The sequence below is a fragment of the Exiguobacterium sp. E4787 genome (genome assembly GCF_018618375.1).
GTDB lineage: Bacteria > Bacillota > Bacilli > Exiguobacteriales > Exiguobacteriaceae > Exiguobacterium > Exiguobacterium chiriqhucha.
In genome coordinates this window covers 48,822-68,859 of the sequence record NZ_JACSLY010000011.1, presented here as the reverse complement: position 1 = coordinate 68,859, position 20,038 = coordinate 48,822, and the positions used below count along the sequence as shown (strand labels likewise).

Below are 20,038 nucleotides of genomic sequence, written 5' to 3'. Positions count from 1 at the left end.
TCCGCACAATGCGAGCAAGATGAAAAACGGAACAGGACGCATCAAAAATGGCACGTTTGATTTATCACCCCTCATGCTTCCGAAATCCCATTAGCAAGCAACAACAGAAAAATCCAAATCGATAGCGGCACGATTAACCCAAGATTCCCAACGAGGCTGAACACGCGTACCATCTTCTCTTTCGAGAATAGGCCCCAAATCAATGTGGCGATCAAGGCGATATCTAAAGCGATATACACCCAGATGGCCGTCATAAAGTACAAATTCGGAAAAAAACGAGCGTTCACAGTGAACAGCGACACGATTGTCAGGATCGAAAGTCCAAACGTTACGTAGAGCGGCGCATAGCGGCGTTGTGTCATGTGGTCACCTCACTTTTCTGTTGAACCATCTGTCGGCAACGAAGGATGCACGTCTCGACGTAACTATCGAGCTGGTGTGGCAAAAACATCGTATACGTCCCTTCCTCTGTTGCCTTCGCATCCCGCTCGACTTTCACGACGAGTTCACGTAGTTCATTCGTCGCATGGTTTTTCAACGAAGTGAAATCGAAGACACCTAGTCGTTGAGCTAGGCGTGCATTATACGCATCAAAATCGGCATAATACATCGCCTGCTTTTCTGGGTCTTTCGTAATGACTTGCTTGAGCCAGGATTTATAGAACCCCTGCAACCAAATCTCATCCGCGACGAGATGGCAATAATAGCCGAGGCGGAACGATTGATTCTCGTCCACACTGTCCATCCAATATTGATTAAGGTCGAGCCGTCTTGTCATATCCTCATGCCGTCCCGCGTAATAGTGAGTGTTTTGTTTAGACGTCGTCGCATCGGGCGCAAGATTTCCCAACAAAAAAGCCGTGCGATCGACATCTGTCAAATGCGCCAACACCTCATTCGCGATGACGAGGTGCATCAAATGTGAACCCATCATCTCTCCCCCCTTTTCCTAATTATCCCATTCATGTATCCATCTCGACAACCCACCTCTAGTCTGATACATTCACTATACTGACCGTTCAGTATAGTGGGAGGAAACACATGAGTAAAAAACAATTGTTACTGCGGACCGCCGCACAGATCATTCAAACCGAAGGCATTCAACAACTGTCGATGGACCACTTAGCCAAACGCGCTGGCATCACGAAAGGTGGCGTCTTATACCACTTTGAAAGCAAGGGCAACCTGTTACAGCAGATGAATAGAATGGCGCTCGATGAATTTAAAAATCGGATCGTCCATCATCAAACCGAGTTGGATGGTCCTTACCCGTTCACACGCGCCTACGCCCTCGCGACGCTCGATTATAGCGATGGTGATGCCGACTTGATTGCCGTCTTCATCTCATCCCAAGAAGATGCGAGCGGAAAGCTTTGGAATGACGCCGCCAAACGATGGGATGAACAGTTCGCCGCGGATGGTCCTGACGCTGATCGCGTGCTCGAGCTTCGACTGCTCTGCGATGGGTTTTGGTTCGCGTTGACATACGGCTATAGCGCTGCGTTCAAAGACCGGGCCGCCCGCATCATCCGACAAAAGTGCGACGCGCTGTCAAAAGGAGAATCGTAACATGGGCTTCGTCTATCTCGTCGGTGCCATCGTCTCTGAACTGTTCGGTTCGAGCATGTTGAAGCTGAACGCGACGACAACGAGTCGCCTGCCCGTTCTCGGTGTCGCCTTCGGTTACGTGACGGCTTTTTATTTGTTGTCGCTCGCCCTTCTTTCCATCCCACTCAGTTTCGCCTATGCGTTTTGGAGCGGGGTCGGCACGGCGGCAACGGCGCTAATCGGCTTCCTTGTCTTCAAGGAACAAGTCCGGGTTCAGACCGTCATGGGCATCGGGCTTGTCATCATCGGACTCGTCTTGATGAAACTATGAGGAGGGGAATCATGAAATCATACGGAATCTTACTGGTATCGATTGCGTTCGAGGTGCTCGGGACGTCGATGTTGAAGCTGTCGGATGGATTCACCAATCTGTTCCCGAGTCTCGTTCTCTTAATCAGCTTCGCCATCTCGTTCACGTTGATGGGCATCGTCTTGAAAACCATCCCGCTCAGCATTGCCTATAGCGTCTGGGCCGGGCTCGGCACGGTCGCGACCGGGCTGATCGGGGTGTTCGTGTACGGGGAAGTACTGTCGACCTTGAACAGCATCGGCCTGATCGTCATCGTACTCGGCGTCATCGTCATGAATCTTGGAAAACGGGAGGAGCAACCACATGCTGGCTGACTTAATCGAACAACAGGAACGGGCATTACTGACGACCGACGTGCGCACATCGCCTGAGCACTTGCACCGTCTACTCACGGATAATTTTTTTGAAATCGGCAGTTCGGGACGCATGTTATATCGGACGGCATCTGCCGCCACGATGGACCTCGGCGAGATTCACATCACCCTATCCGACTTCGCACTGGAGACCGTTCAAGACGACGTCGTCCTGGCCACGTATCGGACCGAAGACCACTCCACCGGACGCATCGCCTTGCGCAGTTCGATTTGGGTGAACGTGGATGGCCAATGGAAGATGCGGTTCCATCAAGGGACAATCGTTCCGCCTTCTTGAAACTAAATCGTCACCTCAAAAGGGAGTGTCCCAATCGACACTCCCTTTTGTCGTACCTGATTCATTTTTGTACATACCCCTCATGTTCATTTTGCTTATAATCAAGCCATCCGATGAGGTGAAAGGAAGATGAACACGAGTCAACACAAACAACCGCAATGGTTTCAATCCGTTCGTCCGAGGCGTTCCGTAGAAGAACAGCTGGCCCTCAAAAGGTCGCGCGAAGCGAAATTGACGTTCGAGCCGACCATCCCGCTCGATGCCATCCGTAAAAAGAAACCGACCGTCACCGCCACGTTCACGGTCGGGGGCTTCGGCGTCCATAACGAGTCCACCTTCACGTTTTTTGAAGATGGCGCGGTCAAGCGGGAAATCATCTGGCGTGAAGAGTTCGATTTATGCACGGCGATTCCCCGTTCCGGTTGGTACAACGAAACAGATGCCTTCCGCGTCCATGAGCGATTCGTGTCGCTCGTCTCACATCGCTGGCCTGAAGTATTCGAGGAAAAAGGGTGTTTCACGATGGACGGGACGCAATGGAACTTCACCGTGAACCGTCACGGCAAACTGTTGCATCAACATGAGGGCAGCAACGCCTATCCTTCCAATTGGAAAGCTGTCATCGAACTGTTCGGGATCTCTTGAACGAAAAAAAATCACCCACAGCGGGCACTCTCCATTCAGAGGGCTTGAATCATCTCGACTCGATTGCCGAACGGGTCGCGGAACTCGAACCGGTCGAATCCAGGAATCGGGATGCCCGTGAGCCGCTCAATCCCTTCCGCTTCGAGCTTCTGTCCCCATTCCGCCAAATCGGTCACGGCGTAGGCGACGTGTCCTTTTGTCGACAGTCGGTCAACCCCGTCCTCGGTGCCGACGTGGACGCTCTGGTCGCCGACCTCGAGCCAAAACCCGCCCCGTCCTTGAAGTGACGCCGGTTTCTCGATTTCTGGAAGACCGAGCACGCCACAATAGAACGCACGGGCTCGTGTTTCCTCTCCTTTCGGAATCGTGATTTGCACGTGATGGATGCCTTGAATCATGTCGTTTTCCCCTTTCGATACGTCAAGCCGACGAACTGAAGTTTTTGGTTGAACAGGCGCGGATACGCCAGATAGCCGACCATGACCGCCGAAATCGATGCGGTCGTCAAGATCAGGAATAAGATGAGCAACTGATACAACACCGCCTCCATCGGGTCGGCCCCGCCGATGATGAGTCCGCTCATCATACCCGGTAGTTGTACGAGCCCCATCGTCTTCTGCGCCTCGACGGTCGGAATCATGCTCGTGCGGATGGCGCTCTTCAAACTGCGCTCAATCGCTGCTTTCGGTGTGCCGCCGAACGACAAGATGAGCTCAATCACTTCATCGCTCCGCTCGACCTCGTCTTTGAACTTGTTCAAGAACAGGAGCGACAACACCATACAGTTCCCGATGACCATGCCGCTGATTGGGATGACTTTCTCCGGCTCAAACGGGATGATGCCGAGTCCGAGCATGAGGCCCATCGTCAGCGTCTCGACCGTGACGAGCGTGAGCAGAATCATCCATGTGATGCCAGGGATACCGTCCCCTTTCTTGATGATGTTCTGTGTCGCCGCTCCAATCATCAAGAGAATCATGAGCAACATGAACACCGGGCTGTCGCTCTCGAAGACGAACGTCAAAATGTAGCCGATGATGAGCAACTGAACAATTGACCGCACCGTCGCAATCAAGATGTCGCGTTCGAGCCCGAGTTTCAAGAACAGCGCCAAACCGAGCGGGATGGCGACGAAAATCAATGAGGTCATCAGTTCGATGAACGTCATAACTCTTCCCCCCTCACGAAACGACCGATCATCGGATTGTCGGACTCGTCGATGAACGTCGCGTCGCCGAATTCAATCAATTCCCCGTTTCGCAAAAACCACATGTCATCACTGACACGCCGGGCCTGATCCAAGTCGTGCGTTATCCAGACGACGGTGACCCCGAAGTCTTTTTGCAGTCTCACAATCAACCTCTCAATCTCTTTCACAGTCCGATAGTCGAGGCTCGCCGTAATCTCGTCCAACAACAGCACGTCCGGCTTGTTGACGAGCGTCCGGGCAATGGCGACACGACTCCGTTCCCCGCCCGACAACGTCTTGATCGGTTGGTCGAGCGAGATTCCGCCCAAGTCGACTTTCTGTAACAGGTCCGCCGCCCGCTCCCGTTCGAGCGTCTCCCCGAAGATGGCTTTCGGCAAGTTCATGTTGTCGTACACCGTCCCGTCAATCATCGGCGCGCTTTGAAACGCCATGCCGATTCGCTGGCGCAGTTCGATAACGTCAATCGAATCGATGTTCTCCCCTTTGAAGTAAATCGCGCCGGCGTCCGGTGATAACAGACCGTTGATGTGCTTCAGGCACGTCGTCTTGCCGGCACCGCTCGGGCCGACGAACGTCGTGATGCGTCCTTCCCGGAAATAACCGGACACGTTATGTAAAATGTCTCCATGACTCACGTTTTTGAATTCAATAATCTGCATCGGTGTCGTCCCCCATCATGTCATGCTGTCTGTCTCAAGCAATGAATACATATACAAATCGTCATATTTCCCTTGCGTTAACTCATACCCCCGTAGCAACCCTTCTCGCGTAAATCCGACCCGTTCGAGGAGCTGTTGTGACGCGGTATTCGCCGACTCGACGAGCGCCTCGATACGATGGAACCCGAGTTGTGTGAACCCATGACGAACGACCGCTCGGAGCGCCTCACCAGCAATACCTCTTCCCCAATGATCCGAGCTGAGCTCAAACCCGATTTCTGCCCTCTGGTGCTTCGCTGAAACGTTCAAAAATCCGCAACTGCCGATGACCTCGTCTTGCCCGGTCAACGTGATGCCCCAGCGGACACCTGTCCCTTCCTCGAGAATTGAGTCGTACCAGGCAATCTCTTCTAACGCATCCTCTAACGACGTGAACGGGTCGAGTCCCATATGGCGGACGACTTCAGGTTTCGATAAATACGCCAACAGGTGCGGCGCATCGTCCGCTATCACCCGCCGTAACGTCAGCCGATTGGTGCTGAGTGACATCACGATCGGTACCCTTCCTCGACGACAACATCACCATTCGCATCGAGTAGCGGTGTGATGCCACCACCTGTCCCGACCCATGTCTGGATATAGTTCACGCCGGTGGCCGTATCAACGAGGATGGTGATTTGCCCGAGTTCCGGCAGTTGTTCCGTCAATTTTACTTGAAACCGTTTCGTTCCTGCCGCTTCTTCTGCTGTTTTCTTTTTGAATAACATCCTACCCCCACCTTTCTACTTCTAACTGTACGCAACATAGCTTCTCGTTTCAATGAATGAGAGACATCCATGGCTGCCGGATGCGAAACCCCTTTAATCCATACAAAAAAACACGCCAGACTGTGGCGTGTTCAAGAATAGCTCCGCTCGATGACGAAGCTCGTCTTATCCCCTCTAAAGTAGGAACGTGAATATTCAATCGTACGTCCAGAGGCGTCCTCGGTCACCGTCTCGATATAGAAACACGGCGTACCGAGTGAACAGTCGAGCAGCCCACTCACTTTCTCATCAGCGAGGGCAATCTCGAGCGCCTCCGTCGTCTTGGCGACATGGACGTCATGGACTTGTGACAACGTCTGAAAGAGCGAGTGCTCGGCCTGGTTTTTCGTGATGCCCGGTGCGACCTGCCATGGGATGAACGATACTCGACCGCGCTTCCCTTGTACGGCGATGAACGGTGCCAGCCGGCTTGGTAAAAGCGTTCCGTACGATTCTGGTCTTGATTGAGCTCGCCAATGAGATGGCCGTAATTTGCCCGGACGCTTGGCTCGTTAACTTTACGAATCTTGCCGTATCGTCATCAAAATTCACCTGACGACGCCGTCATCACGAAGTCAGGTCCGCTTCCAATCACCATCGGGTCACTCCCGCTGCCAATCAAAGGATTCATCACAAATTTGAAGACGTTTGAACAACTCGCGATTCAAGAGATTATCTCAGGTTCGCACCACGACGCCTATCCCGCCGGCTTGATGAATCCACTCATCCAAGATGAGTAAAGATTGATTCAGCTATTCGATGCGTATGAAGCGCGTTTACCACAATTCAACTTATTTAGGCGATGTTTTTCGCATCTCTAAGCGTCTCAGGACGCGTTCTACGGTGACGGCGTCACACGAGAGACGCTCGATGCGATTCAACCTGGAGACTCGATTGAGGTCATAGTCCACCCGGCCGATCTCGATCCCATACTCCCGAGCGTCACGTCTTACCTCGATGCACGTCTCGTCGAGAAAGACCTGCTCACCTCCTATCACCGCCCCGATTGGTGGGCATAACAAAAGCGAGTCCTTATGCGGGACTCGCTTTTGTCATAGCTGGAAATGTTGTTTGATTCGTTCAGCGACCGTCGCCGCATCGAGATGCGTGTTGTTGATGCGCAAATAGTTGTCGACGTCGAGTTCCCCGTGCTGTGAGTTCAATCGATAGAGCGTCGCCGTCTGCTTCAACTCACCTTCCGACCAGGCGATATCCCGCTTCGTCGGCTTATGTGTCAGCCGGTTCTCCGTTTGGTTGCGGATCAGCCGCTCTTCGATGTCCGCCTCGAGCTCGACGTAGTAGATATCGGCCCCGTTCGACTCGAACAGGTCGGTCACTTGTTTGATATACGCCCAGTCCTCTACTAAATCAAACGCCCAGACGAACGTGAAAATCATTCCGTCCAAGTCACTTTTCGCGACCGCTTCGAACAATTCGTGGCGGAACAGCTGGACGAGGCGGCGGCCTTCGTCCGTCCCATAACTGAAGAACGGACTGACGAGATCAATCGTCATATGGTTATGGAACAGCTTTAAACCCGTGATGCTGGCGAGCTCTTGTCCGACCGTCATCTTGCCGACGGCTTGTGGACCGAATAATACGACGAACTTCATATCTAATCCCATCCCTACTGTCATTTTCAACAGCATATCATATTGCTCGACTCATCGAATAGGAACGGAAGGCACGGGTCGTCCAAAAGGGCTGCATGTCGGTTTCCCCTTTCTGAAACGTTACTCTAACCCATTCCCGTTTTAAAAAAAGTCAGTCCAAATCCAGATAAATGTGTGTGCCCCAACAAATATTTGTTTACCCCTGCTTCATATGAGGAATAGGCATATCATCTATGTGTATGAAGGAAGGTGTCATCCCGTGACTTGTCCACGCTGCGGAGCGAAGACCCGCTCGAAAACCACTGTTTGTCCGACGTGTGGCCATCGCCCACGTCGCTTGAAATGGATTGCTGTCCCCATCGTCATTGCACTCATCGCATTCGTCTCGTTTTTAACGAACGCCTATCTTACCGACAGCCCGCGCTCGAGTGATTCACTCGCCGACAAAGTCGATTTGAACATCACGAAAGACACGGTCTCAGCCGATGGTGCCACTACCGTCGACCTTGAGACGATGCAAGATAGCCTGTATACCGTCGGCACGGGTACCGGGTTTTTGATTAGCCCGCAAGATGTATTGACGGCGGCCCATAACGTCGCCGGCATCACCCGCGTCACGATGAAACATGGTGACAAGACGGTGAATGGAACGGTCATCGGCCGGACTGACGCCATCGCCGTCATCCGCATCGAAAAAGTAAAAGCGACCCCGTTCTCGTTCAGTCACGCGATTGTCGGACCAGACGAATCGGTGTTGACACTCGCACCGGACGAACAGATTGAAGGAACGCTCACGTTCGAAGAAGACAGCTATCGCCGCGAATTCGATTTACCGAACCGCGCCATCGGCAGCCCGATCGTCACGGCCAATGGACGAGTGCTCGGCCTTCACTTGGTGACGAAGACGCTCCCGGTCGCCTTGTTCGAACAAGACGTACTGTCGTTCCTCGAGTCAGACACACCGGCCCCGCCACCGACGACAAAACGCAGTGCCCCGGCCGCTGAACTCGCACCGATCGCACCGATCACACCGGTCCCAAAACGAGAAGAGCCGGCAGAACCCGCTCCAGCTCCAGAACCGGAACCGACACCGGAACCAGAAGCTGCTCCCGAAGCTCCAACTGAAACCGAGGAGCCAGCAGAAGAACCGGTACCGGTTGAAGAGGAAGCACCAGCCGAACCGGAACAACCTGCTGAAGAATCGGAGGCCCCTCCCGTCACGGAGCAACCGACCGAGCCTGACGTCCCCGTGACCGAACCGGCCGAACCGGTCGAGCCGGAACAGCCGGCAGTTCAAGAAAAAGAAACGGAGGCGGCACCAGTCAAGAAACAAGACAAGCCGAAAGCCACCGCTAAACCTGACAAGAAAGAGACGCCGCCCGTCGTCAAGGAGAAACCGGTCGCCGATGACGCGCCCGAAGAAGCCACAGACGAGCCGACTGCAGTTGAAACTGAAGATGAAGAAAGCACGCCATCGGAATGATGACGTGCTTTTTTACGTGTCTTTTCGCGTGCGCCGCTGCACGTTGCCGACCGCGGCCCCGAATAGGAGCAGGATAATCGACAACATCCAAAATGGCATCACGTCCTGCAACAACCAGACGATGAGCGCACTGATGGCGATGACGACACCCATCCATAAGAAATTTGACTGTCCCATTTCGTTCACCTCGGTCTCATCATAGCACATCAATTCGATGCGCCGTCGCCTGGGGCGGAAGCGAGCGGGTCATCTTCTCATCATGTTCGACGCGCACCTGTTGTCCGACGGCGAGCGGTGTCTCGTCCTCTCGCAACGGCCCCTCCCAGTGAAATACGATCCCATCGAACGGCTCGGCATCCAAGTTCGGCGCGACCCGCATCCGCGTCGGTTCGAGTTCGACAATATAACCCGTGAACGTGACCATCTCCATCCCTCCATTTCCTCGGAAATCCTTCCCTATTCTTTTCCCATTTTTTGAAATAACTCTACTCGTTCGTCCGAATGCTCGGTATAATGAAGCAACACTCATTTACGCCGGGAGGGACCCTCATGAAACACACCATCGATTTACACCATCCAGACTTTCAACGCACCTTCCTCGAGATGATGCTCCTTGAAGAAATGATTGACGACTATAACGCTGAAGCGATCGAGTCGCTCGTCGTCCGCGGCGAGACAAACTTTCCGGACGACCCGTTTTTTCCGGCGATGCGGGCATATCCGCTCATCCGTGAAGGCGAGTTCGGTCAGGCCCGCGACGTGCTCGAAGCCGCGAGCGCAAAAGGCGACCATTACATGATCCACTGTCTCCATGGCATCTTGAGCGACGATACGAATTTCTTGTTCGAGGCCGAGCAACATTTCCTTCGGGCCGTCGAACGCTATCCGGACGTGCCAATCGTCCAACGCACCATCGCCGTCCATTACTTCAATCGTAAGTTTTATGGGGAGGCCGGTCTCCATTTGATGCATTACGTCCGGCTCGCCGGGTTCAACGAAGAGACGGTGCCGATGTTGCTCGAATTCTTCCAAGTGTATGATGAGATTCCACTCGAGATGAACGATGAGCTCCTCAAGGTGGCCATCGGATACTTGAACGCTAACCCGCGCAACCCTCGCGCCCACTCGCTTTATGCGTCCATCTGCAGCCATCGGGTCGAGATGCTCGTCAAACGGTTGCCGGAAGACAACCATCAGCTCGATGACGAGACAATCGCGATGTTGCTCGAGGTCGAAGAGCACGGCATGTGGAGTGCGACGTATGACGACAGTGAGGACCACATGTTCCGCGCCATGTTCGCCGATTATATCGACAACGTCGTCTTGCCGAACACGTCCAAACTGTATGTATACCGTTTGCGCCTCCGCTATTGGTATCACCGGCTCACGCACCGCTTAACCGGGGGCTACGGGGATTCGATGCGCTCGTCTTGATTAAATCTGAACAGGGGTCCTGCCACCACATGTCGGTGACGGGACCCCTGTTTGTTTTTTTGTTTGACTTGATCACATATACGGATGAATCGGTCCACGCAACTCGAACGAGTAGTCCTCGTGGTTGACGATGCCGACGACTTGATCGCTTTCGAGCAGTTGCACTAAGAACCCGGCCATCTCTTCGGCCGTATGATACTTCTCGACGTTTTGGCTATAGTCGAAGTCGTCCTCTTCGCGGGCACGGTTGGCAAAGCCCGTCTCCGTCGCAGCCGGTGCGAGCACTTTCGCCCGCAGTTTGTCTCCATCGTTCATGAGCTCGCGGGCAAGCCCTTCCGTATACGCGCTGACGAAGAATTTGGTCGCGCTATACGTGACGCCTTTTTTGGCGATGTGATAGCCAACGACCGATGCGACGTTCAACAGCGTCGCCCCTTCGACGTTATGATAGTCGCGGACGTACAGGCTCGACAGCACCGTCAACGCCTCCACATTCAAGCGGATCATGTTCTCGATTTTCCCGACCTCGACGTCCTTCACGAAATTCGAGTCCCCGAACCCGGCGTTGTTGATCCACGTCTCGATGTCGAGATCGGCGAGCGATTCATACAGCCCGTATACGTTCTCGCTGTATGACAAGTCTTTGGCCTTGATGATGACATCGCTCTTCGGTGCAATCGCCTTGATTTCGTTCCGCAACTTCTCAAGCTCGTCGTGGCGGCGTGCCACGAGTACGAGTGACTTCCCTTGCTTGGCGAGCAATTTCGCTGCTTCATAGCCAATACCTGAACTTGCTCCTGTGATGACGGTATATTTCATAATGCGTCCCCTTTTCATGTTAGTCGAGATGTTGTCTCTCTCCCGCAATTCCCGTAACACCCTCTCGTCAATCCTGACAACACGCAAAAACCGTCCTTTCCCTAGAACAGGAAAGGACGGTCCGTCTTATGTTTGGAAACGTCCGATGAGCGTCTGCAAGTCACTGGTCATATTGCCGAGCGACTCGGCGACGCCGTTCAACTCTTGAATCATCGCGAGCTGGGCGTCGGCCGTCTCTCCGACGCTGCGCATCGTCTCGGCCGTGCCTTCACTGTCACTCGCCATATGAATCGCAGCTGTTGCGACTTGTTTCGTTGTGATTGCAATCTCATTCGAGGCGACACGAATCTGTTCCGTGTTCTCGACCGAGGCGTGCAATTGCCCGACGATCTGTTGGAACGACGCCGTCGCTTCTTCGAGCAACGTCGTGTTCGTCTCGACGCGGCGGGCGCTGATGGCGTGACGCTCGAGCACCGCGGTCGACTGTGCTTGAATCGATTCGATTAAGCCGGCGATTTGGGACGCCGATTGTTTCGACTGTTCCGCAAGTTTCCGTACTTCTTCGGCGACGACGGCGAAGCCTTTCCCTTGCTCACCAGCGCGAGCCGCTTCGATGGCCGCGTTCAAAGCGAGCAGGTTCGTCTGGTCGGTAATCGACTGGATGACCTCGGTGATGAGGGCGATCTCGTCCGACTGTTGTTTCAACGCTGTGATTGATTGTCCGGTCGTGACCGTCTCCGATTCGAGCGCGAGCACTTCTTGCTTCGCTTGTTGAATCGTCTGTTCGCCGCGTTCGGCGAGCTTCAGACTCGTCTGGACGTCTTGACTGATTGTCCCGATTGATGTGGCGATTCGCTCGACGCCCTCATCGGCCGCTGCGACCGCTTGCCCGCTCTTCGAGGCCGCCGCTGCCTGGTTGACCGTTTCGCCGACGACTTGTTCAATCATCCGCGTCGTCTCTTCTGTCTGCGAAGACATCTCTTCCGTGCTCGCATACAGTTCTTCTGACTGGGCAGTGATTTCTTGGGCGTTTCTGCTCACTTCGTCGATGAGTTCGCGAAGGTTGCCTTTCATCTGGTTGAAGCCAATCATCAACTCACCGATTTCATCGCGTGTGAGCGCCTGCAGGTCGGCGCGCGTCAAATCGCCGTCGGCGACGATGCCGACCTCGTCCGATAGTTGACGGAGCGGTACGGTCACCATGCGTTGGAGCATATAACCAGCCCCGAGCGTGAGCAACAAGATAAGAAGGGCAATCCCAGTCGAGTAGAGGAAAGCTTGTCCGCCAAGGCGTTCGAGCTCTTGTTGTTTCTCAACGATCGTCGCTTCGGTCTCGGCTTGCAACCGTTCGCCTGTCTCCGAAATCGATGCCGTTACGTCCGGCATGAGGCGGAGTGTGAGGCGATCGATATTGTCCTGATCTTGATTATCGGCCGCGACGATGACTTCTTGCGCCAAGTCGTCATAGCCGTTCGCGTAAGAGAGCATGCTCTCGAGTTCTTTCGTCTCGGCATCTGTCTTCGACAGGGCGAGCAATTGTTCGAGCGCCTCTTTCTTTTCTTTGGCGCCGCGTTCAATTTGGGCACGGCGTTCGTCATCTTGGACGAGAATATAGCCTCGGATGCCGTACGCTTGACGCGTCATCCCAAGCGATAAGTCGTCGGCCGCTTTCATCTTCATGACATCATGACGAATCATCTCTTCATATTGGCTCGTCATGTTCTGCAACGTCCATAGGTTATAGCCCATGCCGAGCGTGACGAACAGCAAAATCAAGCCGATGCCGCTAAACAATTTTTGAGTCAATGACAGTTGATTGAATCGTTTCATAATCCTTCGAGGAACGCGTCCTCTCCCACCTCTATCTCTCTTTTTTTGGAACTACATGGGTTTTATCGGATTGCGCAAACGGTTTTCCAATCTTCTCGCACATTCATTTGAACATTGACCTCATTTCCTAATTTCCACTCCACATTTTTGCCACAAAAAAGACCGCAGCATGGGGCTACGGTCTAGCTTCATAACTTGAACTGTGACACGCGATTCGATAGTTCGACCGCACGTTGTTCGGTCTCCTGCATCCGTGCCTGCACGTCGTTGAAACGCTCGACGGACAGTTGGACTTTCTCCGAAATCGATTGGGTCCCGTCCGCCCCTTCGGTCACGGTCGTCGCGACTTCTTGGATGACGTGGAGGATGCTATCGGTCATATGACGGAGTTGGAGCGCGTTCGTCTCGAACGTCTCTGCCGTCTGGCCGAACACGGTCGCATCTGCCTCATATTGAGTGGCCGACTCCTCGAGCCGGTCGTAATCCGCGAGCACTTTCGTGTCGAGGAACGTCAGCATATCGGCCGAGCTTGTATTGAGCCGGGCGACCGAGTCGATGACCGTATGCGATACCGCTTGAATCTCGTTCACCGTCTGGCGCGAGTTCTCGGCGAGCTTACGAATCTCCGAGGCGACGACGGCGAAGCCGCGCCCGGCATCCCCGGCCCGGGCCGCCTCGATCGATGCGTTCAAGGCGAGCAAGTTCGTCTGGTCGGCGATGGTCAAGATGGCGCTCGTCAAGACGCGAATCTGTTCGACCGACTGCGCCCCTTGGATGGCGTCGTCGAGCTCGATGCGCTTCTTGTCGATGATGGTGTTCGCTTCCGTCTTCGAGGCAACAGCCTGCTCACGGAGCGCATGGGCCCGGCGCTCGACATCGCTCGCTGTCTTGGCGCTCTCGTTCGAGAGGTCGACGATCGTATCGATGGATCCGCCCATCTCGACCGTCGACGCGCTCATCTCTTGCGACGAAGCGGCCGTCTCTTCCATACCGGCCGTCAATTCCTCGACCGTGCCTGACGTCTCTTCCATATAACGGCTCAATTGTGTCACTTCCGCCGCCACTTCTTTTGACGAGACGAGGACGACTTTTGCCGTCTTGTCGACGTCGATCATGATGTCGCGTAGCGTCGCGAGGAACGTGTTGAACGAACGGCTCACTTGTGCAATCTCGTCGTTCGACGTGACCGGGATGGCCATCGTCAAGTCGCCGCCTTGTGAGGCCAACTTGTCAAACTTCTCTTGTAACACCCGCATCGGTTTGATGATTGAGCGCAATAGACTCAGTCCGAGGAACAACAGAAGTACGACCGCACCGATTGTCACCGCAAGTAGCGCGATGAGCGACTGTTGAAACTCACGTTCCATGTCGGCTCCGACACGCTGCGATCCTTCCGAGTTGTAGTCGACGAGCTCGGTCAGCCGCTGTGTGAAGTTATCGTATGTCGATTGGGACTGGGCGTCGTAATAAGAGCGGGCCATGCCGTTGTTGCCAGACGTGCTGAAAATGAGCATGTTATCCGACACGCGTTGATACATCTCCCACTGCTTACTGAAGTTGGCGAACAGCTCTTTGTCCGTCTCACCCGTCGCCGTCTGTTCATATTTCGGGGCGATTTCATTGATGCGTGTCCGAATCTCTTTCATCGCGGTCATCAATTCTTCTTTCGCGGCCGCGTCATCCGTCACGATGTGTTCGAGCTCGAGCGCGCGATAGTTCGCCGCGAGCGTGTTCAGCTCGTGGGCGTAGTCGAGCCCTTTGTTCCAGTTGTTGACGATGTCATCGCCTTGACGGTTCGCATCGGCGAGCGACAAGAGTGAGTAGCCGCCGACACCTGCGACCATGAGGAGCGCGAGAATGACGAGTCCCCATAGCTTTTGACGGATGGTCAGGTTCGTGCCGGTCGCTCGTTTTCCTTCACGCGTGCTCGGCTTTCGTCGTTTCGGTTTCCATTGAAAGCGCCGGACGTTCAAACGGTTCCGTAACGCTGTCCACTTCTGTTTCACTGACATATGTATTTTCCCCTCTCGCATGCAACGTTTCTTCCTATATCGTCTTGACGTCGAGGAATCTAAAGCGGATTGACCAAAATAAAAAAAGATGACTGAACAATCAGTCATCTTTTCAACTCATTATTGGACGTTTAACACGGTCTGTGTGCCTTCAATCATCTTAATCTCCGTCCATTTGACGACGCTCTTGCCGAGCGGGTCATTGGCGACCATGAAGTCGGCGAGCGCTTGCACTTTCAACGCGTCGACGGGTTGTTTCACGTTATTCAAACGGAAGCGCGATACTTTATTGAACATGTCCAAAAATGCGATTTCTACTTTAGTGTCAGTCATGGGTTAGTCCTCCTTGGATGTGGGTGTGATTAGACGAGATCGTATTCGCGAACGACCGACACGGTGAAATCTTCTTGCTCAGTCAAGTCGAGCATGAGGTGACCGAACGCCTCGGCATTGTCAGCCGTGAGCGCCGCCCGAATCGGACCGAAGCGCTGCGTTTTCTTCGTCGGTTTCAAACTGTTCAAATCGTGGTGCGTCGTCAAGACGAGCGTGGCTTTCTTTTCAGTCAATACGGCCATGGGGGATGGCTCCTTTCGGGGATGGATTACAATTCAGATGGATAGGTCGAGTCGAGACGTTCGAGCAGTTGAATCATGCGCTCAAGGCGCGTCTCAATCCGGTGGAGCAGATAGAGCGAGACGACGATCGGGAAGCCGAGGTTCGAGATGAGTTCGGGCCAGCTCATAAGCCCACCCGCTCATCGGACACGGTTCCGGCGGGACGCTTCGGTACACGCATCAGGGGTTCCTCCAATTAGAACGTCACGTGGAATTCACGCGACACGACGTATGCGGCGGATTCGACCGCGAGAAGCGGAATCAACAAATCACCGAACTGCTTGATCTCCTCGGTCTCCATCCGCGCACCGAGTGGACCGAACCGGACGAGCTGACGTTTTTCCTTGCCGTCAACGAGCCGCTTCGTGTCGAGATAAAAGACGCTTGCGTATTCTCGATACACTGCCATATGTCTCACCTCCTTCGCCCCTATTAACCGAAATTGGTGAATGTTTGCTCATATTTCTTGTAACCTTTTCGTAACGACTATAGACCCATTATGAATGAAGACGCATTCATCGTTACAAATCGGCTTTATTCCTTGAATTAAGATACCAACTAAGGTATCTTAATAGGCGTCAACCAAATTTTGAAAACACGCCTAAAGACCTACGAATTCATTTCCCCACTTTGAAAAAACTGACAGTTAACCGCTTAAAAATGGGGTACTATACGGAGGAGGGCATTTTCAAAATGACCAGTTTGACTTGAAGAAGGAGATACTCTAGATGAACAGCTTAGACTTCGCACTCAACACCTCTATTCCTTCCGCTCAACTCGACTTCGACCACACCGACCTGACGTTTTACGCGACCGACTGGGATGATTATCTCCCTGAAAACGCGAAGCCGTTCCTGTACAAAGAACGCCCCTTGACCGTCTATCCACTCAAAGAACTGAGCCGTGCGTTTCATGTCGCCGGGATTCCTCGCAGCCAGCAACAGCTGATCAAATGGGAAACCGACGGCGTCTTGCCACCGACCCCGTTCACGATGGGACGCAAGCGCTTCTATACGGAAAATCAGATTCGTACAATCGTCGACATCGCATTGGAATGCGGACTCCGCCCCCGGACGCACGTCAAAAAGACGAACTTCTCCGAGTTGGCTCATAAAGAATTATCGTACATACTCCAACTAGAATTGAAAACCGAACTCCCGCATGAATGAGCGGACATAAGACAGCCCTTCCTGACGATTCGGGAAGGGCTGTTTTTGGATTGTCTTATAATTGTTTTCGTGCCGCCTCCGGGACGTCCGCGACCGATACTTCATCGTATGACGTGACCTCGTCCTTGCTTTTGACATACAGCTTCAAGTACGCCCCGCTCTGAAGCTCTTTCGCCGCCGTGAACGTGACCGCTTGCGGATCCCCGTCCTTCGTCAGCGCCTCTGTCGAATAGACATAGCGGTGGACGACGTCGCCCGAATCGAGTGTCGTCTCTTCCACTTCCGTCACCTTCCCGACTTGTACATAGAGATGATCTTTCCCGAGCCGTTGCCAGTCGATATTGACGAGACCGATGATAGCCACGATGAGCGCGAGGCTCGCAATGATTCCTTTTTTCATCCTTCTCTCTCCCTTATAAAATTTGTTTCGTGAACCGTCGTACGGTCAACGCGTAATAGAGCGCATAAATCGCACTGTACACACCCATCCAGACGAGAACCGGCAGCGTGAAGTCCATCGTCAGCAACCGCGAGAACGCGACGAGGGCGACCGAGGCGTGCACGAGCCCCAGTGAGAATGGTGCAAGGAACACGACGGCAATCTGTTGGCGGACCGTCCGTTTCACGTCCCGCTTCGAGATGCCTACTTTTCGAAGTACCGCATACTTGGCCCGGTCTTCCTCCGCCTCGGTCATTGTCTTGAAATAGATGATGCTGCCGGTGGCAACGAGGAAGACAAGCCCGAGGAAGCTGCCGACGAACAACAGTGCACCATGCACGGCCATCGCCTCGCTATATAAGGCGGTCGCGCTCGAGAAGTTCGTTTCATTCGATAACGACTCGGACAAGGTGGTCTGTTCTTTATAATCGGCGACCGAGACGGCCTGATACGTCGCCGCTGGTTCCGGCAATGCCGTGAACACGTCATCCGGTGTCACAAGAAGCAAGCCGCCGAACGTCATGACGTTGAGCGGTGTCTCGTCGTAGCGAGAAGCGACTTCATGCGTCACGCCATCGAGCACGACCTCAGTCACATTTTCTGAGAACCTCTCGTCGTAGAACGGATCGATCAAATACACTTGATTTTGTGTCAGTGCCGGTGGTGTATCCCAGCCCATATCAGACGCGATATCACGGAACGTCGACTCGTCGATGACGCCGTATTCCCGTTTTCCCATCTCGCCTTCGACCCGGACCGTCTTCTCGAGGACCGTCGCTTGATGAAGCACATCGGCGTCGATGTCACGCGCCTCACCTTCCCAGGCGAACGTGTACGGGGCGTACGATGTGACTTGTTGCTCGGCGTAATAATAGACGCTGAAGATGGCCCCGCCGGCCGTGATGGCCGTCGCGCTGATGATGCTGATGAGCGTGAGCGTCTTGGCGTTGCCACGGATTCGGTATAACAACTGTGACGTCGTCAACAAGTTGAGCCGGCGCCATGACCAGCGTTCGTTCGCTTTCAAACGACCGAGGATGAAGATGAGGACGCTATGGAACAACAGACCCGACCCGACGATTGTGAGGCCGATGATAAGGAGCGGCATCGCCGCCGCGAGATAGCCCCAGAGTGGTGAGGTCGCTAAATCTTGTAACGCGAGCCAGTAGGCCGCACCGAGGACGAACGCGCCGAGGAGTGCCATGAACGGGCTTGCTTTCGGGACATCCTCACCTTTCTTGTCGGCATGGAACAGTTCGATTAGCTTGAAGCGATAGATGACCCGATAACCTTGGAACGACGTGAACAAGAAGATGGCCACGAACACGAGCGTCGTCTCGATGAGGGCCGACGTCGCGACCGTGAAGCCGATTGACAAGTCGCTGTTCATCAAGCGAAGCAACAGCTGTAACAACGCATTCGAACCGAGAAGTCCGATTCCGATTCCGACGACAATCGATACCGCGCCGATGACGAGGTTCTCGAACAACAAAAGCGTCCCGATTTGTTTCTTGCGTACCCCGAGGAGCGAATAGAGCCCGACCTCTCGTTTACGCCCTTTCAAAAAGAAGGCGTTCGAGTAGGCGATGAACAAGGCGACGAAGACGAGCAGAATGAACGTCGAGGCGCTCATTAAACTTCGAATCTGTCCTGACGTCTCGGCCATGCCGCTAATCTCATCGCTATGTTTGAGCGTCGCGAACGTGAAATAGATGATGATTGAGAAGATGGTCGTCCCGACGTAGAGCGCATAGCGCGACAAGTTGCGGGCGACGTTCTTCTTCGCGAGATCAAATAGCGTCATCGGACGCACCGCCTTTTAGCTCGTCGAGGATCGTCTGATAGAAGGCGTCGCGCGATGTCGTGCCGCGAATCAGTTCTTTCGACAACCGTCCGTCCTGAATGTAGAGCACCCGACGGCAAAAACTCGCGGCGTAGGCATCATGCGTCACCATCATGATCGTCGTCTCGGCCTCGTTCAACCCGGCGAGCGTCTGGAGCAGATCTGTCGCCGACTTCGAGTCGAGCGCCCCCGTCGGCTCGTCGGCAAAGATGAGCTTCGGATTGGAGATGAGCGCGCGACACACCGCCGTCCGCTGCTTCTGACCACCCGAGATTTGGTACGGGTATTGGTCGAGGATCGCCGTAATCCCGAACCGATGTGCGAGCGCATCGACGCGTGACCGTGTCTCATCGATTGGCGTCTTCGTGACGGCGAGCGGGAGCAGGATGTTCTCGCGGACCGTGAGCGAATCGAGCAGGTTATAGTCTTGGAAAATAAAACCGAGATGGTCGCGTCGGAAGTCCGAAAGCGCCTCTTCTTCGAGCTTGGCGATATTCTCTCCGTCGACGAAGATGCCCCCGTCCGTCGGAGTGTCGATTGTCGCGAGCACGGACGCCGAGCCGCGCGCCATCGACCAGCATTTTATGAAACGGGCACTGCTCAACTTTTTGTATAACGCCCTGCTCCATAACGATGAGACGGTCACCGTCCACGTGACCGTCGCGCAGGGTGTAATCACGATTTAAGACGATGGCATCGGCATCGATGCGAGCGAACTGCCGTATATCTTCGAGCGCTACTATCGGGGCACGAACACGACCGACGCGCTCGGCAGCGGCCTCGGCATGGCCATTTCCCGGGACATCATCAAAGCGCACGGCGGCACCGTTTCCGTGACGAGCGAGCGTGGGTCCGGGACGACGATTCGCATCGAGTTACCGGCATAACAAAGA

At 54.1% G+C, this 20,038-nt stretch carries 32 protein-coding genes; 11 read left to right on the top strand and 21 right to left on the bottom strand.

The features are described from left to right. Nucleotides 1–71: 71 nt before the first annotated feature. Both KNP80_RS12525 and KNP80_RS12520 read right to left on the bottom strand, forming a co-directional pair. Nucleotides 72–362 carry a hypothetical protein gene (locus tag KNP80_RS12525; RefSeq protein WP_214834847.1) on the bottom strand — a complete coding sequence of 97 codons (291 nt, stop codon included), beginning with the start codon at nt 360–362 and terminating at the stop codon, nt 72–74. Then, complete coding sequence (locus tag KNP80_RS12520; protein WP_167491765.1) at nt 359–931, bottom strand: zinc dependent phospholipase C family protein; 573 nt, start codon at nt 929–931, stop codon at nt 359–361. Before KNP80_RS12520 ends, KNP80_RS12525 begins: the two co-directional genes overlap by 4 nt. A 110-nt stretch (nt 932–1,041) precedes the next feature. On the opposite strand from KNP80_RS12520, the gene KNP80_RS12515 reads away from it, so the two are divergent. From KNP80_RS12515 to KNP80_RS12495, 5 genes are all read left to right on the top strand, one after another. Beyond that, the gene (locus tag KNP80_RS12515; protein ID WP_214718145.1) at nt 1,042–1,569 is read left to right on the top strand and encodes a TetR/AcrR family transcriptional regulator; all 528 of its coding nucleotides are present in this window, start codon (nt 1,042–1,044) and stop codon (nt 1,567–1,569) included. Between the two features lies 1 nt (nt 1,570). Continuing rightward, nucleotides 1,571–1,879, top strand: coding sequence for a DMT family transporter (locus tag KNP80_RS12510; protein WP_214718146.1), 309 nt, complete (start codon nt 1,571–1,573; stop codon nt 1,877–1,879). 11 nt (nt 1,880–1,890) lie between these two features. Continuing rightward, nucleotides 1,891–2,232 carry a DMT family transporter gene (locus tag KNP80_RS12505; RefSeq protein ID WP_214826582.1) on the top strand — a complete coding sequence of 114 codons (342 nt, stop codon included), beginning with the start codon at nt 1,891–1,893 and terminating at the stop codon, nt 2,230–2,232. Then, nucleotides 2,222–2,569, top strand: a complete 348-nt coding sequence (locus tag KNP80_RS12500) for a nuclear transport factor 2 family protein (protein ID WP_214792524.1) — start codon at nt 2,222–2,224, stop codon at nt 2,567–2,569. Before KNP80_RS12505 ends, KNP80_RS12500 begins: the two co-directional genes overlap by 11 nt. A gap of 129 nt (nt 2,570–2,698) precedes the next feature. After that, a complete protein-coding gene (locus tag KNP80_RS12495; protein ID WP_214834846.1) occupies nt 2,699–3,214 on the top strand; it encodes a hypothetical protein in 516 nt (171 codons plus the stop codon). A gap of 35 nt (nt 3,215–3,249) precedes the next feature. Here KNP80_RS12495 and KNP80_RS12490 read toward each other — a convergent pair whose 3' ends face one another. The 6 genes from KNP80_RS12490 to KNP80_RS12465 form a co-directional block, all read right to left on the bottom strand. Next, nucleotides 3,250–3,612: a VOC family protein gene (locus KNP80_RS12490; RefSeq protein WP_214718149.1), complete on the bottom strand. Its 363-nt coding sequence runs from the start codon at nt 3,610–3,612 to the stop codon at nt 3,250–3,252. Beyond that, complete coding sequence (locus KNP80_RS12485; protein WP_214751501.1) at nt 3,609–4,382, bottom strand: ABC transporter permease; 774 nt, start codon at nt 4,380–4,382, stop codon at nt 3,609–3,611. The genes KNP80_RS12490 and KNP80_RS12485 overlap by 4 nt, the downstream gene beginning before the upstream one ends. Continuing rightward, nucleotides 4,379–5,083 carry an ABC transporter ATP-binding protein gene (locus KNP80_RS12480; protein ID WP_214718158.1) on the bottom strand — a complete coding sequence of 235 codons (705 nt, stop codon included), beginning with the start codon at nt 5,081–5,083 and terminating at the stop codon, nt 4,379–4,381. The genes KNP80_RS12485 and KNP80_RS12480 overlap by 4 nt, the downstream gene beginning before the upstream one ends. Nucleotides 5,084–5,098: 15 nt before the next feature. Beyond that, nucleotides 5,099–5,632, bottom strand: a complete 534-nt coding sequence (locus KNP80_RS12475; protein ID WP_214834855.1) for a GNAT family N-acetyltransferase — start codon at nt 5,630–5,632, stop codon at nt 5,099–5,101. Further along, nucleotides 5,632–5,850, bottom strand: a complete 219-nt coding sequence (locus tag KNP80_RS12470; RefSeq protein WP_214718161.1) for a DUF6440 family protein — start codon at nt 5,848–5,850, stop codon at nt 5,632–5,634. The genes KNP80_RS12475 and KNP80_RS12470 overlap by 1 nt, the downstream gene beginning before the upstream one ends. Before the next feature lie 131 nt (nt 5,851–5,981). Further along, nucleotides 5,982–6,266 (bottom strand): UTRA domain-containing protein, encoded by a 285-nt coding sequence (locus KNP80_RS12465; RefSeq protein WP_286038318.1) that lies wholly within the window; start codon nt 6,264–6,266, stop codon nt 5,982–5,984. 41 nt (nt 6,267–6,307) lie between these two features. On the opposite strand from KNP80_RS12465, the gene KNP80_RS16025 reads away from it, so the two are divergent. Further along, nucleotides 6,308–6,445, top strand: coding sequence for a family 4 glycosyl hydrolase (locus tag KNP80_RS16025; RefSeq protein WP_214718163.1), 138 nt, complete (start codon nt 6,308–6,310; stop codon nt 6,443–6,445). Next, nucleotides 6,417–6,629, top strand: a complete 213-nt coding sequence (locus tag KNP80_RS12455; RefSeq protein ID WP_251132392.1) for a family 4 glycosyl hydrolase — start codon at nt 6,417–6,419, stop codon at nt 6,627–6,629. Before KNP80_RS16025 ends, KNP80_RS12455 begins: the two co-directional genes overlap by 29 nt. A gap of 312 nt (nt 6,630–6,941) precedes the next feature. On the opposite strand, the gene KNP80_RS12450 is transcribed toward KNP80_RS12455, so the two are convergent. Beyond that, on the bottom strand, nt 6,942–7,502 hold the full coding sequence (locus tag KNP80_RS12450) for an AAA family ATPase (protein WP_214718164.1): 561 nt from the start codon (nt 7,500–7,502) through the stop codon (nt 6,942–6,944). A gap of 259 nt (nt 7,503–7,761) precedes the next feature. Between KNP80_RS12450 and KNP80_RS12445 the strand changes: the two genes are divergently transcribed. After that, nucleotides 7,762–8,985, top strand: a complete 1,224-nt coding sequence (locus KNP80_RS12445; protein ID WP_214834845.1) for a hypothetical protein — start codon at nt 7,762–7,764, stop codon at nt 8,983–8,985. Nucleotides 8,986–8,997: 12 nt separating this feature from the next. Here KNP80_RS12445 and KNP80_RS12440 read toward each other — a convergent pair whose 3' ends face one another. Both KNP80_RS12440 and KNP80_RS12435 read right to left on the bottom strand, forming a co-directional pair. Next, complete coding sequence (locus tag KNP80_RS12440) at nt 8,998–9,162, bottom strand: hypothetical protein (protein ID WP_214834844.1); 165 nt, start codon at nt 9,160–9,162, stop codon at nt 8,998–9,000. A gap of 19 nt (nt 9,163–9,181) precedes the next feature. Then, the gene (locus tag KNP80_RS12435; RefSeq protein WP_214834843.1) at nt 9,182–9,409 is read right to left on the bottom strand and encodes a DUF3221 domain-containing protein; all 228 of its coding nucleotides are present in this window, start codon (nt 9,407–9,409) and stop codon (nt 9,182–9,184) included. Nucleotides 9,410–9,534: 125 nt separating this feature from the next. On the opposite strand from KNP80_RS12435, the gene KNP80_RS12430 reads away from it, so the two are divergent. After that, nucleotides 9,535–10,419 carry a tetratricopeptide repeat protein gene (locus tag KNP80_RS12430; RefSeq protein ID WP_251130236.1) on the top strand — a complete coding sequence of 295 codons (885 nt, stop codon included), beginning with the start codon at nt 9,535–9,537 and terminating at the stop codon, nt 10,417–10,419. A gap of 72 nt (nt 10,420–10,491) precedes the next feature. On the opposite strand, the gene KNP80_RS12425 is transcribed toward KNP80_RS12430, so the two are convergent. The 7 genes from KNP80_RS12425 to KNP80_RS12395 form a co-directional block, all read right to left on the bottom strand. Beyond that, nucleotides 10,492–11,238 (bottom strand): SDR family NAD(P)-dependent oxidoreductase, encoded by a 747-nt coding sequence (locus KNP80_RS12425; protein WP_214718172.1) that lies wholly within the window; start codon nt 11,236–11,238, stop codon nt 10,492–10,494. Nucleotides 11,239–11,364: 126 nt separating this feature from the next. Beyond that, complete coding sequence (locus tag KNP80_RS12420; protein ID WP_214834842.1) at nt 11,365–13,068, bottom strand: methyl-accepting chemotaxis protein; 1,704 nt, start codon at nt 13,066–13,068, stop codon at nt 11,365–11,367. A gap of 188 nt (nt 13,069–13,256) precedes the next feature. Then, nucleotides 13,257–15,080, bottom strand: a complete 1,824-nt coding sequence (locus KNP80_RS12415) for a methyl-accepting chemotaxis protein (protein ID WP_214834841.1) — start codon at nt 15,078–15,080, stop codon at nt 13,257–13,259. A gap of 120 nt (nt 15,081–15,200) precedes the next feature. Beyond that, entirely contained in the window at nt 15,201–15,413 is a 213-nt protein-coding gene (locus tag KNP80_RS12410) for a DUF2922 domain-containing protein (RefSeq protein ID WP_214718177.1), read from the bottom strand. 29 nt (nt 15,414–15,442) lie between these two features. Continuing rightward, on the bottom strand, nt 15,443–15,655 hold the full coding sequence (locus tag KNP80_RS12405) for a hypothetical protein (protein WP_058764453.1): 213 nt from the start codon (nt 15,653–15,655) through the stop codon (nt 15,443–15,445). Between the two features lie 26 nt (nt 15,656–15,681). Further along, on the bottom strand, nt 15,682–15,822 hold the full coding sequence (locus KNP80_RS12400) for a YvrJ family protein (protein ID WP_021066374.1): 141 nt from the start codon (nt 15,820–15,822) through the stop codon (nt 15,682–15,684). Between the two features lie 68 nt (nt 15,823–15,890). Further along, complete coding sequence (locus tag KNP80_RS12395; RefSeq protein WP_029594867.1) at nt 15,891–16,103, bottom strand: hypothetical protein; 213 nt, start codon at nt 16,101–16,103, stop codon at nt 15,891–15,893. Nucleotides 16,104–16,422: 319 nt separating this feature from the next. On the opposite strand from KNP80_RS12395, the gene KNP80_RS12390 reads away from it, so the two are divergent. Next, nucleotides 16,423–16,863, top strand: coding sequence for a MerR family transcriptional regulator (locus KNP80_RS12390; protein WP_214718178.1), 441 nt, complete (start codon nt 16,423–16,425; stop codon nt 16,861–16,863). A 55-nt stretch (nt 16,864–16,918) separates the two neighbouring features. Here KNP80_RS12390 and KNP80_RS12385 read toward each other — a convergent pair whose 3' ends face one another. Genes KNP80_RS12385 through KNP80_RS12375 form a run of 3 tightly spaced genes read right to left on the bottom strand, consistent with a single transcriptional unit; the run spans nt 16,919 to nt 19,716 of the window. After that, the gene (locus KNP80_RS12385; RefSeq protein ID WP_214834840.1) at nt 16,919–17,263 is read right to left on the bottom strand and encodes a YxeA family protein; all 345 of its coding nucleotides are present in this window, start codon (nt 17,261–17,263) and stop codon (nt 16,919–16,921) included. A gap of 13 nt (nt 17,264–17,276) precedes the next feature. After that, nucleotides 17,277–19,106 carry an FtsX-like permease family protein gene (locus tag KNP80_RS12380; protein ID WP_214834839.1) on the bottom strand — a complete coding sequence of 610 codons (1,830 nt, stop codon included), beginning with the start codon at nt 19,104–19,106 and terminating at the stop codon, nt 17,277–17,279. After that, nucleotides 19,093–19,716 (bottom strand): ABC transporter ATP-binding protein, encoded by a 624-nt coding sequence (locus tag KNP80_RS12375; protein WP_214834838.1) that lies wholly within the window; start codon nt 19,714–19,716, stop codon nt 19,093–19,095. The genes KNP80_RS12380 and KNP80_RS12375 overlap by 14 nt, the downstream gene beginning before the upstream one ends. Nucleotides 19,717–19,840: 124 nt before the next feature. Here KNP80_RS12375 and KNP80_RS15855 point away from each other — a divergent pair, with 124 nt between their 5' ends. Continuing rightward, nucleotides 19,841–20,032 carry a sensor histidine kinase gene (locus KNP80_RS15855; RefSeq protein ID WP_286038317.1) on the top strand — a complete coding sequence of 64 codons (192 nt, stop codon included), beginning with the start codon at nt 19,841–19,843 and terminating at the stop codon, nt 20,030–20,032. Nucleotides 20,033–20,038 lie beyond the last annotated feature (6 nt).